At 47.5% G+C, this 20,165-nt stretch carries 22 protein-coding genes; 15 read left to right on the top strand and 7 right to left on the bottom strand.

What is annotated here, in order from left to right:
- From BM358_RS23395 to BM358_RS23405, 3 genes are all read left to right on the top strand, one after another.
- Window positions 1-1,596: S-layer homology domain-containing protein (locus BM358_RS23395; protein ID WP_177235835.1), on the top strand; the 1,596-nt coding region annotated here is incomplete at its 5' end.
- A 144-nt stretch (window positions 1,597-1,740) separates the two neighbouring features.
- Window positions 1,741-2,493 carry a molybdenum cofactor guanylyltransferase gene (locus tag BM358_RS23400; RefSeq protein WP_177235836.1) on the top strand — a complete coding sequence of 251 codons (753 nt, stop codon included), beginning with the start codon at window positions 1,741-1,743 and terminating at the stop codon, window positions 2,491-2,493.
- 74 nt (window positions 2,494-2,567) lie between these two features.
- A complete protein-coding gene (locus tag BM358_RS23405; protein ID WP_023990738.1) occupies window positions 2,568-3,182 on the top strand; it encodes a LysE/ArgO family amino acid transporter in 615 nt (204 codons plus the stop codon).
- Window positions 3,183-3,193: 11 nt separating this feature from the next.
- Here the strand turns inward: BM358_RS23405 and BM358_RS23410 are convergent, their stop codons facing one another.
- A complete protein-coding gene (locus BM358_RS23410) occupies window positions 3,194-3,658 on the bottom strand; it encodes a DUF3592 domain-containing protein (RefSeq protein WP_023990737.1) in 465 nt (154 codons plus the stop codon).
- Window positions 3,659-3,827: 169 nt separating this feature from the next.
- Window positions 3,828-4,289 carry a VOC family protein gene (locus BM358_RS23415; RefSeq protein ID WP_023990736.1) on the bottom strand — a complete coding sequence of 154 codons (462 nt, stop codon included), beginning with the start codon at window positions 4,287-4,289 and terminating at the stop codon, window positions 3,828-3,830.
- Window positions 4,290-4,446: 157 nt separating this feature from the next.
- On the opposite strand from BM358_RS23415, the gene BM358_RS23420 reads away from it, so the two are divergent.
- Entirely contained in the window at window positions 4,447-4,881 is a 435-nt protein-coding gene (locus BM358_RS23420) for an Lrp/AsnC family transcriptional regulator (protein WP_023990735.1), read from the top strand.
- A gap of 106 nt (window positions 4,882-4,987) precedes the next feature.
- On the opposite strand, the gene BM358_RS23425 is transcribed toward BM358_RS23420, so the two are convergent.
- The 4 genes from BM358_RS23425 to BM358_RS23440 are packed head-to-tail and all read right to left on the bottom strand — an operon-like array spanning window position 4,988 to window position 7,270.
- Window positions 4,988-5,920, bottom strand: coding sequence for a 1-phosphofructokinase family hexose kinase (locus BM358_RS23425; protein ID WP_028542191.1), 933 nt, complete (start codon window positions 5,918-5,920; stop codon window positions 4,988-4,990).
- 56 nt (window positions 5,921-5,976) lie between these two features.
- A complete protein-coding gene (locus BM358_RS23430) occupies window positions 5,977-6,291 on the bottom strand; it encodes a DMT family transporter (RefSeq protein WP_028542190.1) in 315 nt (104 codons plus the stop codon).
- Window positions 6,291-6,632, bottom strand: a complete 342-nt coding sequence (locus BM358_RS23435; RefSeq protein WP_028542189.1) for a DMT family transporter — start codon at window positions 6,630-6,632, stop codon at window positions 6,291-6,293. The genes BM358_RS23430 and BM358_RS23435 overlap by 1 nt, the downstream gene beginning before the upstream one ends.
- A 44-nt stretch (window positions 6,633-6,676) precedes the next feature.
- Window positions 6,677-7,270, bottom strand: a complete 594-nt coding sequence (locus BM358_RS23440) for a TetR/AcrR family transcriptional regulator (protein WP_023990732.1) — start codon at window positions 7,268-7,270, stop codon at window positions 6,677-6,679.
- Between the two features lie 204 nt (window positions 7,271-7,474).
- Here BM358_RS23440 and cls point away from each other — a divergent pair, with 204 nt between their 5' ends.
- Entirely contained in the window at window positions 7,475-8,986 is a 1,512-nt protein-coding gene (gene cls / locus BM358_RS23445; protein ID WP_023990731.1) for a cardiolipin synthase, read from the top strand.
- Window positions 8,987-9,020: 34 nt separating this feature from the next.
- On the opposite strand, the gene BM358_RS23450 is transcribed toward cls, so the two are convergent.
- Window positions 9,021-10,517, bottom strand: a complete 1,497-nt coding sequence (locus BM358_RS23450) for a phospholipase D family protein (protein WP_028542188.1) — start codon at window positions 10,515-10,517, stop codon at window positions 9,021-9,023.
- 235 nt (window positions 10,518-10,752) lie between these two features.
- Between BM358_RS23450 and BM358_RS23455 the strand changes: the two genes are divergently transcribed.
- From BM358_RS23455 to spoIIR, 10 genes are all read left to right on the top strand, one after another.
- A complete protein-coding gene (locus BM358_RS23455; RefSeq protein WP_023990729.1) occupies window positions 10,753-11,178 on the top strand; it encodes a DMT family transporter in 426 nt (141 codons plus the stop codon).
- A 59-nt stretch (window positions 11,179-11,237) separates the two neighbouring features.
- Window positions 11,238-11,942, top strand: coding sequence for a Crp/Fnr family transcriptional regulator (locus BM358_RS23460; RefSeq protein ID WP_023990728.1), 705 nt, complete (start codon window positions 11,238-11,240; stop codon window positions 11,940-11,942).
- A 59-nt stretch (window positions 11,943-12,001) separates the two neighbouring features.
- Entirely contained in the window at window positions 12,002-12,493 is a 492-nt protein-coding gene (locus BM358_RS23465; RefSeq protein WP_028542187.1) for a DMT family transporter, read from the top strand.
- A gap of 311 nt (window positions 12,494-12,804) precedes the next feature.
- The gene (gene fni / locus BM358_RS23470) at window positions 12,805-13,905 is read left to right on the top strand and encodes a type 2 isopentenyl-diphosphate Delta-isomerase (protein ID WP_023990726.1); all 1,101 of its coding nucleotides are present in this window, start codon (window positions 12,805-12,807) and stop codon (window positions 13,903-13,905) included.
- Entirely contained in the window at window positions 13,902-14,393 is a 492-nt protein-coding gene (locus BM358_RS23475) for a GNAT family N-acetyltransferase (RefSeq protein ID WP_028542186.1), read from the top strand. Before fni ends, BM358_RS23475 begins: the two co-directional genes overlap by 4 nt.
- Before the next feature lie 133 nt (window positions 14,394-14,526).
- The gene (gene ychF, locus BM358_RS23480; RefSeq protein ID WP_023990724.1) at window positions 14,527-15,627 is read left to right on the top strand and encodes a redox-regulated ATPase YchF; all 1,101 of its coding nucleotides are present in this window, start codon (window positions 14,527-14,529) and stop codon (window positions 15,625-15,627) included.
- A 271-nt stretch (window positions 15,628-15,898) separates the two neighbouring features.
- Window positions 15,899-16,966, top strand: a complete 1,068-nt coding sequence (prfA, locus tag BM358_RS23485) for a peptide chain release factor 1 (RefSeq protein WP_023990723.1) — start codon at window positions 15,899-15,901, stop codon at window positions 16,964-16,966.
- Between the two features lie 3 nt (window positions 16,967-16,969).
- Window positions 16,970-17,869, top strand: coding sequence for a peptide chain release factor N(5)-glutamine methyltransferase (prmC, locus tag BM358_RS23490; RefSeq protein ID WP_028542185.1), 900 nt, complete (start codon window positions 16,970-16,972; stop codon window positions 17,867-17,869).
- 75 nt (window positions 17,870-17,944) lie between these two features.
- Window positions 17,945-19,138 (top strand): FtsW/RodA/SpoVE family cell cycle protein, encoded by a 1,194-nt coding sequence (locus BM358_RS23495; RefSeq protein WP_028542184.1) that lies wholly within the window; start codon window positions 17,945-17,947, stop codon window positions 19,136-19,138.
- A gap of 258 nt (window positions 19,139-19,396) precedes the next feature.
- Window positions 19,397-20,089: a stage II sporulation protein R gene (spoIIR, locus tag BM358_RS23500; RefSeq protein ID WP_028542183.1), complete on the top strand. Its 693-nt coding sequence runs from the start codon at window positions 19,397-19,399 to the stop codon at window positions 20,087-20,089.
- The last annotated feature ends 76 nt before the right edge of the window (window positions 20,090-20,165 follow it).

Consider the following 20,165-nt stretch of genomic DNA (forward strand, 5'->3'; position numbering starts at 1 on the left):
TCAGAGCTTAGTGGTGCAGGCCAGTATGCAGGCTTTATGCTGGAGTTTAATGAGCCGATGAAGTGGAACCACGGTTACGTAAGACTCCGTGAAGTCTCGGGTGGGGCTGTAGTGCGAGAGCTGCGGGTATCCGGAGCTGGGAATTCGAATTTTACGTTAAAAGGCCAGGAAAATATAGCGTACATTGGGTTATCGGGTGGACTGGAACAAGGAAAGTCCTACTATCTGGAAATCACCTCGGGAGCACTGACGGATTTGGCGATGAATCCGTATGTGGGTATGCATACGCCGGAGGATTGGACGTTCCGTACGCTAGATGAGCGCTCACATCGTTCTAAGGATAAAGAAACGTCAGCTCAGAATACCTCGTCAGCGACTTCCCAAACAGAGACCAAGACGGGTGTCGTATCAACAGACGCTAAGACAGTAGCCGATAAGAGCCGCACTATTCAACTTATTGGTTTGAATGATGGAGACGTCAGCCAAGCCCTGAATGTTACAATCGGTGAGCAGAAAGAGTTGGTCGTGGACGCCTCGGGGTACAATAAAGCAGCAAAAGTGAGTATACCTTCTACCTTTTTAAAGGAATATGAGAAAGAAAATACAAAGGTGCCGATTAGCATTCACACAGCAGTAGCCCAGTTTACTCTTTCTGCTGAATTAGTTGACAAATTGGTCTCATTATATCCTGAAGACAACCTGATCGTTGAAATTTCAGCGTTGTCAGGCGAAAACGGTGCACAAGTGCGACAAGCTATTGCTGACACGGGTTTAGCGAATGTTGTGGTAAACCCGGTTGATTTCAAGCTTATGGCTGGAGATCAAGAGATCACTGAATTTTTCGGGCATTACGTGGAACGGAAATTGATTCTCGATCATGAAGTTGATCCTGAGCATGTAGCGGCCGTATGGTTTGATCCTCAGACAGGTGTGTTGTCATCTGTTCCTGTATTGATTCGGAATGTGAATGGACAATTAGAGGCAATCATCAAATCAAACCATAACAGCATTTATGCTGTAGTCTCAGCAGACAAAAAGTTTAAGGATCTAGAAAATCATTGGGCGCAGAAAGATGTAGAGATGCTGGCAAACAAGTTGATTGTCCAAGGTGTTCAGTCTGATATTTTTGAACCAAATCGGGCTGTAACAAGAGCTGAATTTGTGTCAATGCTTGTTCGCGGACTTGGTATGCAGGAAAAGCCGTTAACGGAACATTTTACAGATGTGAAAGAAAATGCCTGGTATGCTGGTAGTGTTGGAGCTGCGGTGGAAGCTGGTTTGATTCGTGGTTATGGGGATCAGTCATTTGGACCAGAAAGGTTAATTACGCGTGAGGAAATCGTGGTTATTACAGAAAAGGCTGTACATTATGCTCAAACACTGAATGCTGGTCCTGCTAATGAGAAATATAAAGAGATTTACAGTGACGCATCTACTGTTTCTCCTTGGGCTCAAGATGCTATGGCGCAGGCTACAGAGCAAGGCTTAATTAAGGGTGTCTCTCCCGACTTGCTTGCGCCCAAACAGCAGGCGGCCCGGGCGGAGGCTACTTCCATAATAAAACGATTTTTGCAACTTATTAAGTTCACGAATTAAAAGTAATGAACTAGACGAATAGGCACCCTCTTTTTTTGGCGATCCAGGTGGATCGCCATTTTTTATACTTTATATAGATGATATTATTAGATTTATCCGTGTTTAATGATAGAATTTGTCTAGCAAAAAGGAGGTGCGATGGTGATGGTGGAGGTGACTGGAATTATCGTGGCAGGCGGACGCTCCAGCAGAATGGGACAGGACAAGGCGCTGCTTCAGCTGGGAGGGATTACGGTACTGGAGAGAATAGCTGCTGTGCTAGGGCAGGTAGCAAAACGGGTTATTGTAGTGACCCGGGATGCACAACAGTATAGAGAGTTTGATCTGGAAACGACAAAAGACCTGTATCCCAGCTTAGGGCCTTTGAGCGGCATTCATGCGGGGCTTTCTGCTTCCAGAACGGAGTGGGGCATTGTCGTTGCCTGCGATATGCCCTTCGTGCAGCCAGAGATATTGTGTGCTTTGCTTACTCACGCAACGAACTGGACAGCGGCGCAAGAGACAAGCAGTGAACAAGGAAAGCAACAAGTACAAGGAGATCATATAACCTTGACAGGAAATGGCTCATTGCCCCAGCCAGCACAACCTGCGTTACAGGCAGTGATCGCCTCGGTGGATGGACGTATACATCCGCTGCTAGGCATATACCATCAAAGTGTGTTGCCGTCTGCCGAGCAATGTCTGCGTAGTGACCGTCTTCGTCTGATCGACTGGCTAGATTCATTGAACGTTCGTTATGAGACAGCGGGCGATTGGCCAGGTGCGAGCTTAGAGATGTGGCGGCAAGCTGTGTTTAATATGAACTACCCGCAAGATTATCAGACTACAGTGGAGCAATTGGAGCATATACAAAAACGTACCAAACGTGCACAGAACCTGGAAAAACCAGAACGATAACCACGTCAAGAACGGAAGGAAATAACAGGACATGAGAGAGAAGAAGTGTAATGATTTTGAGGGGAGTACATAACATGTTGGAAGCTATTATCCATGCCGTTTTATTGGCGCTGGGTTTGATTTTGCCTTTAGGGGTACAAAATGTATTTGTGTTTAATCAAGGGGCGTCCCAGTCGCGGTTTCGCAATGCACTGCCTGCTGTCATTACAGCGGGTATCTGTGATACAATCCTGATCACGCTTGCGGTTGGGGGCGTGTCTCTTATTTTGCAGCAATTTCTATGGCTCACGAACGTACTCTATGCAGCGGGCTGTTTGTTTCTGCTATATATGGCCTGGACTCTATGGAGGTCGAAGGCAGCTTCCTCAGGAGAAAGTCAGGCGATGCGCCCGAAACGACAGATGATTTTTGCTGCTTCGGTTTCGCTATTGAATCCACATGCCATACTCGACACTGTTGGGGTAATTGGAACCAGCTCCCTTCAATATGACGGCGGGGAACGCTGGGCCTTTGGTCTGGCTGCCGTGTCCGTATCTTGGATATGGTTTATCGGTCTGGCAACGGCGGGGCGTCTCGTGGGACGTATGGATTCAGAAGGGAAGTTTGGGACTGTGCTCAACAAAATATCGGCACTGATTATTTTAGGCCTGGCGATGTATATGGCGATAAATTTTATTACCAGTATGTGATCCAAGCCTGGTTAGAGGAAAAACTTCAAAACAGCGAATACCCCGCTCAAAGCAAAGGGAACACCGATCAAAAACAGCATAAAGGCCAGACAGCCAGCACCATTTATACCGCCTGCAATTCGGGCGTCCCGAGGGTTGGATGGATTGTATAATACCTTAATTTTGCTGCCAACCCGGTTGAGGCTTAGGTTGGTGCTATAAGGATTCCAGAATTCTACGGCTTCACCTGAAGCTGTATAGAAGCGTACCTTTAATCGGCGGGTGTAGCTAGTATCTACCGGATCATCTCGGTCAAAGGGAACGACATCAATATCTACTTCGATATGCGCATCAACGATTTGCCCCTTGGTACGGACCCAGTGGCGTTTACGATAACGATGACGACGGATCGTTCTGAATCCCAAATAGATGAGTAGCAGTCCAATCAAGCTGAACAATGGCATCAGCAGATCGGAGCTAAAATGAAACCAATACACATTGAAATCAATTGAGATGATAATCTACTCCTTTAAACAAAGCGATAATCAATATATCGGACTTTTTTTAGAAACAGTTTAATTCTTCCATAGAGATAACGGCAGAGCTGTATGGAATATAAAAAGATCCTACTTCACCGGGAAGTGGATCTTTTTAATGCTGCGAGGATTACTTTTTGCTCGATAGGGACATATCAAAATCAACATCCTTGATAAATTCGATAACCTCACCATTAGGGCTGTGGACTAATGCATTTGTTACAATCAGAGGAGGTTCCCCAAGTGTAAGTTGATTGGGTTCCACAAAGGTTCTTGCTCCGTGGGCAAGGGCTTTTTGATATATTTCATCTACATTGTCTACGTAAAATGCCAAGTGTAATAAAGCCCCGTGAGCAATCTCTTGCTCGGATGAAGCTTTTTTTCCTTGGGCAGGAATGACAGCATCATTATCAAAAATTTCGAGACAGGTTCTCTGATCGGGTGAGATCAGCATGGAAGCCTCTTGAATTCGAAAAGACGGAAGACTCCAGTGATGTCCTCTTTTAAATCCCAATACCTTGGTATAAAATGCAATGGTCGCTTGATAGTCACGGGCTTGTATGGCAACATGCGCTAGTCCCTTTACGCTCATTTCAGATCCTCCTTATATGTAAGTGAACCTTATTATATGAATAATTATGTGGTGCTTATATATTTAAAGTAAGGTTTTTATACTATATTAATTATTAAATAAAAGTTAATTTGGGTGAAAAATATTATTTTTTAAATTCAGGTTAGGAGGGCTCGATATGCAGCATCACATTGACGATATAGATTACAAAATCATGAAATTGCTACAGCATGACGCTCGGATAACTATTTCCCAAATCAGTAAAGAAATCTCGATGTCACAGCCGTCTGTTAAAGAAAGGATAACCAAGCTTGAAGAACGAGGGATTATTTCTGGATATAGCACCGTATTTAATTTACGGGAAATGAATCGAGGGACGACTACATTTATTCTAATAAAGACAGAACATTGCCAAGAGCTGGTTGAATTTTGTAGAGAGGCGAAGGAAGTCACCGATTTATTTCGCATTAGTGGAGAATTTAATTATCTCATGAAGGTACAAACCGCGTCGGTAGAGGAAATTGCAGAGCTTCAGGATTCCCTAGTTAAGCTAGGTCCTTCGAAGTCGCATATTTGTATGAAAAATATACTGGAAAACAGGGTTTTGCTGTAAGCCAATCGGAGAACCGAACATTTGGAATATAGAGCATTCGGAATAACTGTATTTGTGAAATGAAGACAAGCGAATGCTTGGATGAAATAAAAAAAGTGACGCTGAATTACAACAGCGTCACCGTAATGCCTTGCTCCAGACGTTTCACGTCCTGGAGCTCGATCTTCCCGGCCATGGCGTGCAGAGCTGCCGCTGTGCCGCAGGCCGCTCCCTGCCGTAGCATGGCCGGGAGATCCAGCCCCGTCGCCGCGCCGGTGACCAGCCCGGCGACCATGGCGTCACCGCTGCCGAGCGCGCTGACAATGTCCGCGTCTGGCAGGCTCACGAGGTAGCGCGCATCGCTCGTTACCGCCAGCGCCCCGCGCGCGCCGAGCGAGATGACGGCCAGCTGCGCTCCGGCTTCCAGCAGCTTTGCTGCCGCCGCTTCAGCGGCATCCGGGCGCGCTGCGTCGATTCCCGCGAAGTGGGCGGCCTCGTCCTCGTTAGGCTTCACGAGGTCGGGCTTTCCGTGCAGCCCCAAGCGCAGCGCCTCACCGCTCGCGTCCAGCGCCACCCGCGCGCCGCGCGCCTTCGCCAGCGTGCACAGCTCGGCGTACAGATCGGGCGGGCAGCCGGGTGGCAGGCTGCCGGAGAATACGACCCAAGCCGAATCCTCGGCAAGGGTCTCGATTTTGCGCCGCAGTGCGGCTAATTCAAGCGGCCCAATGGTCGGTCCGCTCTCGATCAGCTCGGTCTGCGTGCGCGCGGACGGGTCGAGCACGGTAATGGCGAGACGGGTTTCCCCATGTGCCGTTTCAATGAAATCGGCACTTACGCCTTCTGCGCTCAACCCGTCAATGAGCAGCCGTCCGGTGTGTCCGGCAGCAAACCCGGTCGCTCGTACAGGCTCGCCTAGCGTGCGAATGACGCGAGCGGCATTCACGCCCTTGCCGCCCGGTACCGTCAGGCCGCCTTTAATGCGGTGGACGGCATTCAAACCGAAGCCTGCAACCGTGTAGATTTTATCCACAGCCGCGTTAAGCGTTACGGTGGTAATCACAAGGCATCACTCCTTTAAGATCAGCAATTTGCAACATTTGATGCCATTCGCTCATGCTAAGATATCAGCTTTAATCCCAATGCTGCGGCAAGAATCATGGCGATGAATAAAACACGCAGTACGCTTTTTTGTTCACCGTACAAGAACATGCCTGTAATCGTGCTGCCAACCGTTCCGATGCCTGTCCATACCGCATAGGAAGTTCCCATAGGCAAACTTTTCATGGCATAGCTGAGTAGAGAGAAGCTAAGAACAAAGGATAAGACCATAAGCACTAAGGACCTCCAGCCTTTGCCCACCGTAACGCCCTTCATACCGATGACTCCTAACACTTCCGAGCATCCCGCGATAACCAATGCAATCCAAGCCATTATGCACCACTCCCTTCCTGAACATCACGGTCGGTAACTAACTTCAAGCCGACCACACCTGCCAGCAAAAGGGCAATTAACAGCGTTTTGGACCATTGAAACGGTTCCCCAAATAGCAGCATTTCGCCTACGACCGTTCCCCCTGTCCCCAGTCCGGTGAATACAGCATATACCGTGCCTACAGGCAAACGCTTCGCAGCCTTCATGATCAAATAAAAGCTGGCTATCACAGCCAGCACGGTTACAGCCCAGGCGAGTGCAGAATCCGCATGCTTCAAACCCGATACCCATACGACCTCAATCAGGCCGCCAACAAAAACGTAAATCCAACTGCGATTCATGATGAATGTTCTCCTCAAAAATAGATTTTATAAGTTCGACGGCTTCACGCTTCATGAGGTGAGGTTAACGTAATCCCACGCCAAAAAATAGGCCATGCAGCGTTCAGTCTTCGGTGGTAGTTGATGCTTCCACTGTACAGTAGCTCCACCATAATTCCGTCCACCAGTGTCATGAAGGCTAAAGCCACATCCACTGGCTCCATATGCCCAAAGGGTTCCCGATCCCGTGTATTCCGGAGGCGGCGAGTTAATTTTCGCTCCATTTTATCCAGAAAAGGATTAACAATATCCAGCACCTCGTGATACAACGATACAGGCGGAAAGAAGGAAAAGCGAAGCATAAACTTGGCTGAGTCGTTGCTCTCATATTCCTGTCCCATCCAAAACAAGAAGTCATGCAGGGTATGCTTAAGCGGCTGATCTTTACGTTCCGTAAAGTATTCGAAAATACGTAAATTCTGCTCTTGAAAAGCGTACCTCGCCACCTGTAGAAACAGATCCTCCTTGCCTTGGAAATGCGCGTATATAGACGGTTTTCGGATACCGACCTCAGCGGCAATACTGCTCAAGGAGGCTCCCTCATACCCATTGGTGGCAAACTGAAAAAGAGCGGCCTTTCGAATCTCTTCCATCCCCATTATTTTCACCTACCTAACGTTCGTTAGTTTATTTTTACACGAAAAAAAGTAAGTGTCAACCCAGCATCATTGCGTTTTGTATAAAGCTTTTCTTTGGATTTTTTTATCAACATTTTAATAAAAAAGTGGGAAGAAATAAGGGGCTCATGTACAATATAATGAAGAATACCTGTCAAATGCAGTCCACTGGAAGTGAGGTTAGTTATGAGGCGAAGCTTACTGGCCGTATTGATCGCGGCTATGGTGTTTATTATTTATTATTTTGGCTTGTTTAATTACATCGGCAAAAATGAAGGAACTGTCATCAGTATTTTTTCCACCCTGACAGTGATCTCCATCAGTCTGATTATTTTTACGGAGAATCGTAATCCCTCCACCACGATGTCCTGGATTTTGCTGCTGGCATTGCTGCCAGTCGTTGGACTTCCTCTTTATTTTTTGTTTGGGCAAAATGTATTCAAGCGTCGCAAGTATGACAAAAAGGCATTGCGTGACCAACAGGCTTACGACCGCATTGAAAAGGATGCTTTGCGAGTCAAACGGGATCTGACCTGCTTTACAGATGAGCAGCAGCAGTTGATGCGTTTGGCCCGCAGACTGGCCCGCTCCCCGATTTATTTTGCGACAGAGACTCAAATTCTGAACAATGGAGATGAAACCTTCTCCACTTTGCTGGAAGAACTGCGCAAGGCGCAGCATCATATCCATATGGAATATTACATTTTCCGGTCGGATGATATCGGTACCAGCATTCAGAAGATTTTGATCGAAAAGGCCAAAGCGGGTGTTAAGGTTCGGTTTATGTACGATGCGGTGGGCAGTATTCAGTTGTCGAAGTCATTTTTGAAGGAAATGAGAGATGCAGGAGTAGAGGTCGTTGCATACGGTGGTGCTCGGATCTTGTTTTTCTCCAGCCGGGTAAACTATCGTAATCACCGTAAAATTGTAGTTATCGACGGTAATATCGGATTAATTGGTGGACTAAATGTAGGGGATGAGTATCTCAGCCGCAACAAAGCCTACGGCTTTTGGCGTGATACGCATATGATTGTGAAGGGCGAAGCTGTGCGGACGTTGCAGCTTATATTTTTACAGGATTGGCTTCACATGACGGGCGAGTCGGTGCTCGATAGCGAATATCTGTCTCCCAATATTGAACCCATTACGGATGGAGGCGTGCAGATTATTGCCAGCGGCCCGGATAATGAGCGGAGAGTACTTAAAAATCTCTTTTTCTCCATGATCACATCTGCCCGAAAATCAGTCTGGATTGCCACTCCTTATTTTATCCCGGATGAAGATATCCTGACTGCCTTACGGATGGCTGCCCTGTCCGGGTTGGACGTGCGTATTCTGTTTCCCGCAAAACCGGATAAATGGCTACCGTTCCTCGCGTCCCATTCGTACTTCCAGTCGTTGCTGGAGGTTGGAGTCAAGGTATATGAATATGAAAAAGGGTTCCTCCACTCCAAGCTCCTCATCATTGACGGGGAAGTTGCGACCATCGGGACAGCCAATATGGATATGCGTAGCTTTCATTTGAATTTTGAAGTTAACGCTCTGTTAATTCAAACGCACAGTGTGCAGCAGATGGTAACAGACTACGAACGAGATTTGCACTCTGCCAGTCTGATCGTACGCGAAGAATTCATGAAAAAACGTCTGTTCAAACGTTTGATGGAATCTCTCGCGCGGCTGCTTTCACCGCTGCTGTAAGCATAAACGAATTCGCTGCAGCAGTATCCCGTAGTTAAAATGTAGTAAAGCCTAAAATATCCTGTAGACGGTATATAATATCTTTCCAAAATGTTGAATGATCCTCGTAAGCTGTTAGATCCAAACTGTATTCAGCCCCCTGATTATTCCATAGCTTATCAAAATAGGCCGCAACCTGTCGGGTCAGCTTGCTGTCCGCCGGAGCGGCCACCCACAATTCATTTTCCAGATTCAAATCATCCAGATTACGGGGGGTCAGATTGGTAGAGCCACCCCAAATGATATGCTCTCCTTGTGCCTTGGCGATATAAATCAGTTTGGTATGGAACTGCTCATGGGTGGTATGATACCAGCGAATTTGAATGTTCCCGCCCGATTTATCGGACAACTCCTGGGCAACCGGACGATTGGGGATGCCGATTTTTTCCTGACCAAACGCGTTTTCATTGGGGTCCAGCAGCAATTGGATGTTTACACCGCGCGCAGAGGCATCCAGCAGGCTGTTCAATACTTTGCGGTCAGCCAAATAAAACATGCCCATATGAATGCTGTCACCTTTTTTCGTCTGCGCAATGCCATCCAGAACTGAGGTGTACACCTTGCCCTCAGTTAGATATTTGATCCGGTAGCTGTCCTTACTCGATGGAACTTTGGGTTCAGCTTGTGGTGTATAGGCAGGAAGCTGCCCACCGCCCGAAAAGTCCAACACCGCCTGCTCTGTTTGTAAAATGTCTCCGATGATAGGCCCCTTCACCTCCAGCGCTACATTGGAGTGATAGGCGCTCGCGTCGTGCACGTTGCCTGTAGAAATGAGCGCTGTCTGTTCGTTGGCAACCAATTTTCGGTGATTGGCCTTGACGTTTAACAGCTTAAGATAGGAGCGAGCCGTTACATCAGGTCCGTCACTGGCCATCAGGTTGGGAATCCAGCCTGTGCCCTGCTGCCCGAACCATTGGAAAAAGGTACGCCACACTGCCGAATATATGGGGGTGGAGTCCCGCAACGGGTCTACATCGGTCTGCACGACTTGAATCCCTGCTCGCTTCATATTCTCCAACAAAGGATTGGGGGCAGAATTGTAGTTGGTATTGACTTCATCTGTAATGAAAAAGATAGGCATATCCGGATGAGCTTTCTTTTTGGCAATAAGATGATCGGTCATTTGTGCGCTGACTTGGGGGAAGCGTTGACCTTTATGCTTATAGTCATTGAACAGAAACAGGTCGATGACAATAAATTGTTGGGCTTCATCAATGATCCCGAGCATACGATTCAAAATTTGTCCTTCATGCTGTGCAGTGCTTCCATCCCCGGTGGGATAGGTCAAATCCGTCCAGAAGTTTACCTCATGGGTTGAATATTCCTGACTTTCATAGGAGACGAACGGAGGCAATGGTTTATGGGTCTGATACAGCATGACGGTAATCAGCCAGAGAATAAGTACCAGAATAGCGATTTTAAGAGTACGGCCCTTTTTCCCGGTTTTTCTTTGATATTCCGGCACAGAATGCAGCGGATCACGTGTAGTCATATGACGATCAACTCCTCAATTGAATGCTGCATTCCATTTTATCGTGCCGGAACATGCAGTTTTATGATGGGATACTGTCAAGTTATTAACGCAAGTGTGCAGGATTGACGCGGATACTGAATGGAATGAAATGGAGTATGTTTTACTATTCATTGAGGACATATGTCCTTTATAGAGAGTCTGCCCTATACTTTAATATATAGAAAAGTCATTTACATGGGGAGAATAACGATTTATGAGAGGAATCTTGTTTGCTTTTCTGGGAGGAGCGTGTATTACGCTACAGGGGGTAGCGAATACACGGATTAGTCAGGATATCGGTACATGGCCGGCGGCCACTGTTACTCAGCTAATAGGCTTTATTTTGGCAGCATTAGTCTGGATGTTTACAAGGGATGGCAATGTAGCTGAAATGAAACAGGTAAAGCCGATGTATCTTTGGGGCGGTGCCTTTGCAGCTATTATTATATTTAGTGAAGTCACGGCAATCCAACATATTGGGGTTACGTTCACGATCTCGGCGTTGTTGATTGCGCAGTTGTGTTTAACCTTCCTGGTAGATATTAAGGGATGGTTCGGTATAGTGAAGCAAAAGATGAAGCTGCCACAATTTATAGGTATTGGTATGATGATCGCGGGTGTAATTATTCTGAAGCTCTAAAATAGAATTTTAACTTGTAAAGAAAGCTTAGTATGTAGAAATTGAAGGTGAGCTTAGGAATGAGAGAAATTCAGGATCAAGAGCAGCTAAAATATTTTTTGCAGCTGCATGAGTTGGAATCCATACTCTACGAGCCACTACATCCTTATTTGTCGTTGCATCGTTTGGAGCGAGGGGAAAAGCTCTGTTCACAGGGAGATTCCATCGAACATCTATATATACTGGTGCAGGGCAAGGTCAAGATTTATACCAGTTCTACAGAAGGGAAAACCCTGATCCTTTGCTTCAAAACACCGATCGAGGTCATAGGAGATGTTGAATATATTCGGAGTAGTCACGTTATCAACACAGTAGAGGCAGTGTCTCCGATCTATGTGATCGGTATTCACCACCAATGGATGAACAAATACGGCAGAGACTATGCTCCTTTGCTGCAATTTCTATTGGATATTGTCACGCGAAAGTTTTGCCTGGACTCCGACTTTTCCAGTTTCAATCTCATGTATCCGGTGGAAGTCAGGCTGGCGAGCTACCTGCTATCGGTTTCTTTTGACGAATCGAATACGGCTTTTCATGAGGAATTACGTGCATCTAGTCTGGTAGATGTGGCGAATTTGATCGGAACCAGCTATAGACATCTCAACCGTGTCATTCGCAAAATGATTGAAGATGGATGGGTTGAACGGACAAAAGGTTACATTGTCATTCGGGACAGAAAAGGTTTGAGTGAACTGGCAGGACATAATATTTATGAATCATTGTAATAGGAGCATTTAGGATAAAGGCAGAAGAATATCAGGGATCATCAAGGGAGAGTTAAAATATGTTATTAGGAATTGTATTGGCGATTATCGCAGGTGCCTTGGTCAGTCTGCAAACGATATTCAATAATAAGGTGAATGAACGGACAGGATCGTGGGCCACAACAACATTGGTGCTGGGAACAGGGTTCTTGGCTTCCTTACTCGGGAGTCTTATTTTTGAAGGGAAAAATACATTTGCTTTACAGCATATGCAGCCGTGGTACTGGTTCAGTGGCATGATTGGTGTCGGTGTTGTGTTCTGTCTGGTACAAGGAATGAAGCGACTTGGCCCGACCTATGCAATCTCCATTGTATTGACGGCACAATTAGGTACCGCCCTGTTGTGGGATTCGTTAGGATGGCTGGGATTAGAAAAGATTCCGTTTACCTTTAGCAAGTTGATCGGTGTATTGGTCATTATCAGTGGTATTCTCGTATTCAAATTTGGACATGGGCGTACGAAGGAGCAAGCAGAAAGCATTTCATCTGTACCTGATTCGATGAAGGGATAAAGGAGATTGTAATGACCTTTATCTTGCTGGGATAGGGATTGTCCTTTCGAATAGGCATTTTGCAGAAAAGCGGCAGCTCAATTAGGAGCGGCTTTTCTGTAGAGTTTCCGAAAGAAAAAATGTTCACGATCGTGTATATATTTTTCCATCCATGATACAATGAAAGTATCTTAAAATAGCCACATTAAGGGCTACGATATTTGATATAAGAGACGATAAATAGATCGGTTACCGTGTTCGGGAACGGTCTTATTTGTGCTTCTTGAACTTGATACAATAAACAGAGTGACTTTGGATGAGGTGGAACATAGATGAGTAGTACAGAAAATGAAAAAGGAGCACCTGACGGTTTTAATAGATCCGGCTCTTTGTTACCTGCCGCACGGACAGGCGAACGGAAGATTGAGCACGTCCGCCTTTGTTTGCAAGAAGATGTGGCCGGACAAGGCATCACCAGCGGGCTAGAGCGATATGCCTTTAAGCACTGCGCTCTGCCGGAGTTGCATTTTGACGAGGTTCGTCTGGATACTACCTTTTTAGGACAGGCTGTACGAACACCGCTGCTTATTAGCTCCATGACAGGCGGCAGCGCCGAGACAGGAGCGATTAATGAGCGATTAGCAGAGACAGCGGAGAGACGCGGCTGGGCGCTGGGCGTCGGTTCGGTACGGGCTGCGGTGGAAAGGGAAGAATTAGCTTCAACCTTTGCGGTTCGCCGTCTAGCACCCAGCATCCCGGTCCTTGCCAATCTGGGTGCGGTGCAGCTGAACTACGGATTTGGCGTGGACGATTGTCGCCGTGCAGTGGAAATTGCCGGAGCAGATATGTTGGTGCTGCATTTGAACGGATTGCAGGAGATTTTTCAACCCGAAGGGAATTTGGATTTTAGCGGCCTGCTTCAGCGCATCGAGGAGTTGTGTCGTCAGCTTTCAGTGCCTGTAGGAGTGAAGGAAGTAGGCTGGGGCATAGATGGCGAGACGGCATCGAGACTGTATGATGCGGGTGCTGCCTTTATTGATGTCGCTGGCGCAGGTGGGACAAGCTGGAGCCAAGTGGAGAAATTTCGTAATCCTGATCCTGTGCGTCGTGCCGCGGCGGAGGCGTTTGCGGATTGGGGAAATTCAACCGCTGATTGTATCGTGGAAGTTAGAGCTGCTCAGCCACATGGTGCTCTGATCGGTAGCGGTGGACTGAGAGACGGTGTCGATGCAGCGAAGGCGCTCGCTCTGGGGGCTGACATGGCAGGCTTCGGGCGTTCTTTGCTCGGTTCGGCGGTTGACTCCAGCGAAGCGCTGGAAGCACGCCTGGAGCAGGTGGAGCTGGAACTCCGAACGGTCATGTTTGGGATTGGGGTAGATGGAATAGAAGGGCTTAAAGACACGACTCGACTAAGAAAGAAGGTAAATGGATGAGCGGACTTATTACATTGGTTCAGATGAATGCGGAGCAATATGATCGATTTGAACAACGCTCGCTTGCCGACTATGCGGATGAGAAAATCCAAGCAGGTACATGGACGGTAGAAGAAGCACCAGAACGTGCGGCAGAAAGTTTTGCTCGATACCTGCCACAGAGGCTAGACACACCTCATGCTCACCTGTATATGTTGATGTTTTCCGATGCCGGGGGGCAGAGTCAGGAGGAAGCTGGCTATATCTGGTTCAATATTACGGACGGCGCGCAAGGAAAAGAAGCTTTTCTACTGGATATTCTTGTATACGATTCATACCAGGGGAGAGGTCTAGGTACGCTGGCGATGGAGGCTTTGGAAAAGGAGGCTCGCAGACTGGGAGCTGTCCGCATCGGTTTGCATGTATTTGGGCATAATGAGCGAGCTTTGCATGTATATCGCAAATCGGGATACCGGGTTACGGATATCCAGATGAGCAAAGAAATCTAAATAGGGATATAGCAAAATCCTGAATTTCATAACCGTATGCTTGCCGCGTGTATAGGTTCTCATATATAATGTGGGTTGGTAAACTAACGGATGGCATAACGCATATTTTATATAAACGGGAGTTGTTCTGATTATGGCTTTAAAAGCGGGGATTGTGGGTCTGCCGAACGTGGGCAAATCAACACTGTTTAACGCAATAACGCAGGCGGGTGCGGAATCCGCAAACTATCCATTTTGTACGATTGACCCAAATGTGGGTGTCGTTGAAGTACCGGACGAGCGGTTGGATAAGCTGACTGAACTGGTTGTACCGAATAAAACAGTGCCAACGGCATTTGAATTTGTTGATATTGCAGGACTTGTGCGCGGTGCGAGCAAGGGCGAGGGTCTGGGTAACAAGTTTCTGGCTCATATTCGTGAAGTGGATGCGATTGTACATGTGGTACGTTGCTTTGAAGATGAGAACATTACCCATGTGGACGGCAAAATTGACCCGATCAGCGACATTCAGACTATTAATTTGGAACTGATTCTGGCGGATATCGAAAGCGTAGACAAGCGTATTGAACGTTCCCGCAAAAACATGAAGGGTGGCAACAAGCAGTACACCCAAGAGGTTGAAGTGTTGGAGCGGATCAAGGAATCGCTGTATGCTGATAAACCGGCGCGTAGCTTAGAATTGTCGGATGAAGAACGGTTGATTGTACGCGATCTTCATTTGCTTACGATGAAGCCTGTACTCTACGCAGCTAATGTTAGCGAAGATGGCGTAACGGAAGCTGACAGCAATCCATATGTGCAAAAGGTACGCGATTTTGCCATAGATGAAAATGCAGAAGTGGTGCCGATCAGCGCCAAGGTAGAATCTGAAATTGCTGAGCTGGAAGGCGAAGACAAGGCGATGTTCCTTGAGGAGCTAGGATTAGCTGAATCCGGATTGAATCGTCTGATTAAAGCAGCTTATCGCTTGCTGGGCCTGTATACGTATTTCACAGCAGGTGTGCAGGAAGTACGCGCTTGGACTATTCACAAAGGAACGAAAGCACCGGGTGCTGCGGGCGTAATTCATACGGATTTTGAACGCGGATTTATCCGTGCCGAGGTTGTATCCTACAACGATTTGGTCGCTGCTGGTTCGATGAACGGGGCTAAGGAACGTGGTCAGCTTCGTCTGGAAGGTAAGGAATATGTAGTGCAGGACGGAGACGTTATGCATTTCCGTTTTAATGTTTAATATATAATTTCCAGAGTACAATGCTCGATTCGGATATATAAAAGACGATAACTCAATGTATTTGTGTTCTGAAATGTGCTAGATTATGTGGTCGCTGCCTATATTAGGGCGGCGACTTTTTATTGTATTGCATGTTGTGTGGATTTTTGCAAAATCCTAAATTAGTCAGTATTTCTTGTAGCTAATTCATGAATTAGTTGGTATAATAAAGAGCTGTAGCCAGTGAAATTGAAGCTGGTTTCATATTAATTTAACTGAAGAGGTGAATCGCTTGTTGGACCGATTGCAATCATTGGCGGACCGCTACGATAAACTGAGCGAACTGCTCTGCGATCCGGATGTAGCGAACGATAGCAAAAAACTTAGAGATTATTCCAAAGAACAGTCTGATTTACAGCCTGCTTATGAAGCATATACCGAATATAAAAATGTCGTTGAAGAGCTGGAAGCTGCAAAAACCATGCAGGGTGAAAAGCTGGACGACGAGATGCGTGAAATGGTCAAAATGGAGATTGATGAACTTAGTGTTCGCAAGCGGGAGCTGGATGAAAAAATCCGTATTTTGCTGCTGCCGAAGGACCCGAATGATGATAAAAACGTTATTATCGAGATTCGTGGTGCAGCGGGTGGTGACGAAGCGGCACTGTTCGCAGCTGACTTGTATCGGATGTATACTCGTTATGCCGATACCCAAGGCTGGCGTGTAGAGCTGATGGACGCGAACATGAATGATCTCGGGGGCTTTAAAGAGGTTATTTTCATGATTAACGGCCGTGGTGCATACAGCAAAATGAAATTCGAAAGCGGCGCACACCGCGTACAGCGGATTCCGACAACAGAATCAGGTGGACGTATTCATACGTCGACATCTACAGTATCCGTTATGCCTGAGGCAGAAGAAGTGGATATTGAAATTTCCGACAAGGATATTCGCGTGGATACGTTCTGCTCCAGCGGTGCAGGCGGGCAGTCCGTTAATACGACCAAGTCGGCGGTGCGTGTGACACATATGCCTACAGGTATTATGGCAACCTGTCAGGACGGCAAATCCCAGAACTCCAATAAGGAGAAGGCGCTGCAAGTTTTGCGTGCCCGTATTTCGGATATGTTGCGTCAGGAAGAGGAAGCCAAATATGCAGGCGAGCGTAAGAGCAAAGTAGGTACTGGAGACCGCAGTGAGCGTATCCGGACCTACAACTTCCCGCAAAGCCGTGTAACGGATCATCGTATTGGCCTAACTATGCATAAGCTGGACCAGGTGATGAACGGGGAGATCGAAGAAATCGTATCAGCGCTCACGATTGCAGAGCAGGCTGATTTGATGGAACAAGAGGTTTAAGTTTTGGGGAACGAACGCGATTGTGTGTATCGGATGTCGCCGGAACGGAACATGAGTGTCAGAGAAGCCTTAGTTGAGGCTTCTTCTTTTTTAGGAAGCTGTGGTGTTCTGGAGCCGCAGCACAATGCCCGCTTACTGCTGGAGCATGTGCTCGGGTTGGAAGGCACGGCGTTTTACGCTGCTCTGGGTGATTCGTTCCCTTCCTCCGTCAAGGAGGCGTGGGAACGGATTATAGCCCGCAAAGCTGCGGGTGAACCGGCGCAGTATATTATCGGACGGCAGGAATTTTATGGCCGCCCGTTCGCGGTTTCGCCGTCGGTGCTGATTCCGCGCCCCGAGACAGAACTGCTCGTCGAGGCGATACTCCAGCACGGCGACCGGCTGTGGCCAAGCGGCGCTCCGCAGGCGCTCGACATCGGCGCAGGCAGCGGCGCGATTGCCGTGACGCTGGCGGCTGAGCGACCGAGCTGGCGCGTGGCGGCAGGGGATATTTCGGCTGCCGCGTTAAAAGTAGCGACTCATAATGCTGCTGCGAACGGCGCAGCCGTAGAATTCCGCGAGGGCGATCTGCTGGCGCCGTTCGTGGGAACGGCGGTGGACATTCTCGTGTCCAACCCGCCGTACATCCCGGCTGCTGACATCGCTGGCTTACAGCCAGAGGTACGCGACCATGAGCCGCGGATGGCGTTGGATGGTGGTCCTGACGGGCTCGGCCCGTATCGAGCAATGCTGGAGCAGCTCGGACTCCTTCAGGCTCCGCCGCGGCTAATCGGGTTTGAGCTGGGGATGGGACAGGCCAGAGACGTGGCTGGTCTGCTTGAACAGGCAGGTCATTGGAAGAACATTATAATCGTTCCTGACCTTGCAGGGATCGAGCGACATGTCCTAGGTGTCTCGGAGTAGTGCTGCATTTTCTTTTTGCGAGTCTTTCCTTTAGAATAAGAGGAGTATGACCGAGAAACGGCTCAGGGGGAAATCATGCTTCAGAAATTGAAAAAAATTGACGGTCCGGTTATCTTTATTCTGGTTTTGCTCATGGCGATTAGTATCATAACGGTATACAGCGCAGGTAGGGGCCCTACGAACTTGGCAGAGCACGGCAATGACTACCAGAAGATGATCGGGTATTATATATTGGGTTTTGTGGCGATTTTGGGTTTAGCGATGGTCGATTTTCGGATATTCATTAAAAAAGCCTTGTACGTATATGGAGGCGGAATATTCTTGTTGGGTCTCGGATTTTTTGGCGGGACGGTTAACAACTCTCAGGGCTTTTTGAAAATTGGTGGCTTGAATCTTCAGCCTGCTGAGGTATTCAAGCTGGTCCTTATCGTTTTTCTAACTTATATGCTGATCAAAAAGCGCAAGAGCAAGCTGTATTTTATTCAGGATGTTCTTCCGGTCGCACTGGTGAGCTTTGTCCCGTTTGCCATGGTTATGGCACAAAATGACTTGGGTAATGCGCTCGGTTACATTGTTATCGTCATCGGTATGCTATGGATTGGTAATGTGAAGGCATCCCATGCGTTGATCGGATTCATCGTATTTGCAGTCGCTGTTGGCGGCGGGATCAAAGCTTATATTTCGTTTCACGATGAGATTGACTCCTTTATGAAGGGGATTGGCCGTAGTCACTGGGTTGAGCGTTTGGACCCTTGGTTGGTACCGGAAGAGGCAACCGCGAAGGCGTCTTATCATACCAAAAATGCCAAGCTGGCGATAGCCTCTGGCGGGATGATGGGCAAGGGCTTTTTGCAAGGAACCTCGGTACAGTCCGGGCGTGTTCCTTATACGTACGCGGATTCTATTTTTGTGGTCGTAGCGGAGGAATTTGGCTTTGTAGGCTCTTCAGTGCTGCTATTGTTATATTTTATTTTGATTCACCGCATGATCCTGATTTCGCTGGAATGCCGGGATCGCGCCGGACCGTATATTATTGTCGGGATTGTGTCCATGTTGCTGTACCAGATTTTTGAGAATATTGGTGCGTTTCTGGGCATTATGCCGCTTACGGGGATTACGCTCCCGTTCATAAGTTATGGTGGTACCTCGTTGCTTATTAACATGGCTAGTATCGGCTTGGTTATGAGTATTAAGGTGCACGGCCAAGAGCTGGAGGATGATCTGCCACAGCCTTCCAGACTAAGCTTGACGAAGGCGAAAAAAGCCTAGTACAGGTGGAATGTGGCTAGATAATGATTGGTATTTGTGTGAGTTGAAACGGTGCAACGAGAGAGTCCAGATTGTGAAATCTGGGCTTTTTCATATTCCTCGGTGAGGGTCAGAAGCTTGGTGTAGCATGATTTGAGGGTATTTTTGAAAAAAAATCTGTAAAGTGGTCCTGAATCTTTTACAAGAATCATAGGTTTAGACTCTCCCAAACCGGACAGACTGATAGACATGATAGAGTTTGGGTTTGGGGGGACGAAAATGAGAAGTTGGGTAAAGCAAGCCGCAATGATACTATTTTGTATTTCGATATTAATGATGTCTTGGGAAGGTCAAAAGACGGATGCTGCTATGACCACTGGAACAAGAGGAACCTTAGCATCAGGAGTGGCAACAGCAGGGCTGGAAGTGATTCCACATGACTCCATTCGACTGCGTATTTTGGCCAATTCGGATCGCCCGGAGGATCAGTTGGTTAAACGCGAAATACGGGATGCTATTGTACAGCAGATGAATGCCTGGGTGGGTGAGCTGGAAAACCCGCAAAGCTTAGATCAAGCTAGATCATTGATTGGTGCTCATTTACCTGAAATTGACCGTTTGGTAGGTACGGAACTGGCTCGTCGCGGCATTGCATATGATCATCAGGTGGAACTGGCGAGCGTACCTTTCCCAACGAAAATGTACGGTGGTCTTGTCTACCCGGCAGGGAATTATGAGGCACTTCGGGTTACGCTGGGGCAAGGAAAAGGTCAAAATTGGTGGTGCGTGCTGTTTCCTCCGCTATGTTTTATTGATGCAGGCAGTGGGGAAGCAACGGCACAAACGGTATCAGCAAAAACGAATCACGGAGATAGTCGGACGAATGCTACTGACAAGGAGCCGGAAGTACGTTTTTTTCTGTGGGATGCACTTACGGGACTGTGTAACTGGGTGAGTGGTTTGTTTGCCTAAACGTTGAGGAGTGTAAGTTTCCCCATATGCTATAATGGAGCTTACGATAGATATACACATGGCAGAGCCAAATGAA

This window comes from Paenibacillus sp. cl130 (genome assembly GCF_900116035.1).
Taxonomy (GTDB): Bacteria; Bacillota; Bacilli; order Paenibacillales; family Paenibacillaceae; genus Paenibacillus; species Paenibacillus polymyxa_B.

Coding starts and splice junctions, on each gene's coding strand:
- BM358_RS23400 (WP_177235836.1), top strand. CDS start 1,741: ATGGTGGAGGTGACTGGAATTATCGTGGCAGGCGGACGCTCCAGCAGA.
- BM358_RS23405 (WP_023990738.1), top strand. CDS start 2,568: ATGTTGGAAGCTATTATCCATGCCGTTTTATTGGCGCTGGGTTTGATT.
- BM358_RS23415 (WP_023990736.1), bottom strand. CDS start 4,289: ATGAGCGTAAAGGGACTAGCGCATGTTGCCATACAAGCCCGTGACTAT.
- BM358_RS23420 (WP_023990735.1), top strand. CDS start 4,447: ATGCAGCATCACATTGACGATATAGATTACAAAATCATGAAATTGCTA.
- BM358_RS23430 (WP_028542190.1), bottom strand. CDS start 6,291: ATGGCTTGGATTGCATTGGTTATCGCGGGATGCTCGGAAGTGTTAGGA.
- BM358_RS23435 (WP_028542189.1), bottom strand. CDS start 6,632: ATGAATCGCAGTTGGATTTACGTTTTTGTTGGCGGCCTGATTGAGGTC.
- BM358_RS23440 (WP_023990732.1), bottom strand. CDS start 7,270: ATGGGGATGGAAGAGATTCGAAAGGCCGCTCTTTTTCAGTTTGCCACC.
- cls (WP_023990731.1), top strand. CDS start 7,475: ATGAGGCGAAGCTTACTGGCCGTATTGATCGCGGCTATGGTGTTTATT.
- BM358_RS23450 (WP_028542188.1), bottom strand. CDS start 10,517: ATGACTACACGTGATCCGCTGCATTCTGTGCCGGAATATCAAAGAAAA.
- BM358_RS23455 (WP_023990729.1), top strand. CDS start 10,753: ATGAGAGGAATCTTGTTTGCTTTTCTGGGAGGAGCGTGTATTACGCTA.
- BM358_RS23460 (WP_023990728.1), top strand. CDS start 11,238: ATGAGAGAAATTCAGGATCAAGAGCAGCTAAAATATTTTTTGCAGCTG.
- BM358_RS23465 (WP_028542187.1), top strand. CDS start 12,002: ATGTTATTAGGAATTGTATTGGCGATTATCGCAGGTGCCTTGGTCAGT.
- fni (WP_023990726.1), top strand. CDS start 12,805: ATGAGTAGTACAGAAAATGAAAAAGGAGCACCTGACGGTTTTAATAGA.
- BM358_RS23475 (WP_028542186.1), top strand. CDS start 13,902: ATGAGCGGACTTATTACATTGGTTCAGATGAATGCGGAGCAATATGAT.
- ychF (WP_023990724.1), top strand. CDS start 14,527: ATGGCTTTAAAAGCGGGGATTGTGGGTCTGCCGAACGTGGGCAAATCA.
- BM358_RS23495 (WP_028542184.1), top strand. CDS start 17,945: ATGCTTCAGAAATTGAAAAAAATTGACGGTCCGGTTATCTTTATTCTG.
- spoIIR (WP_028542183.1), top strand. CDS start 19,397: ATGAGAAGTTGGGTAAAGCAAGCCGCAATGATACTATTTTGTATTTCG.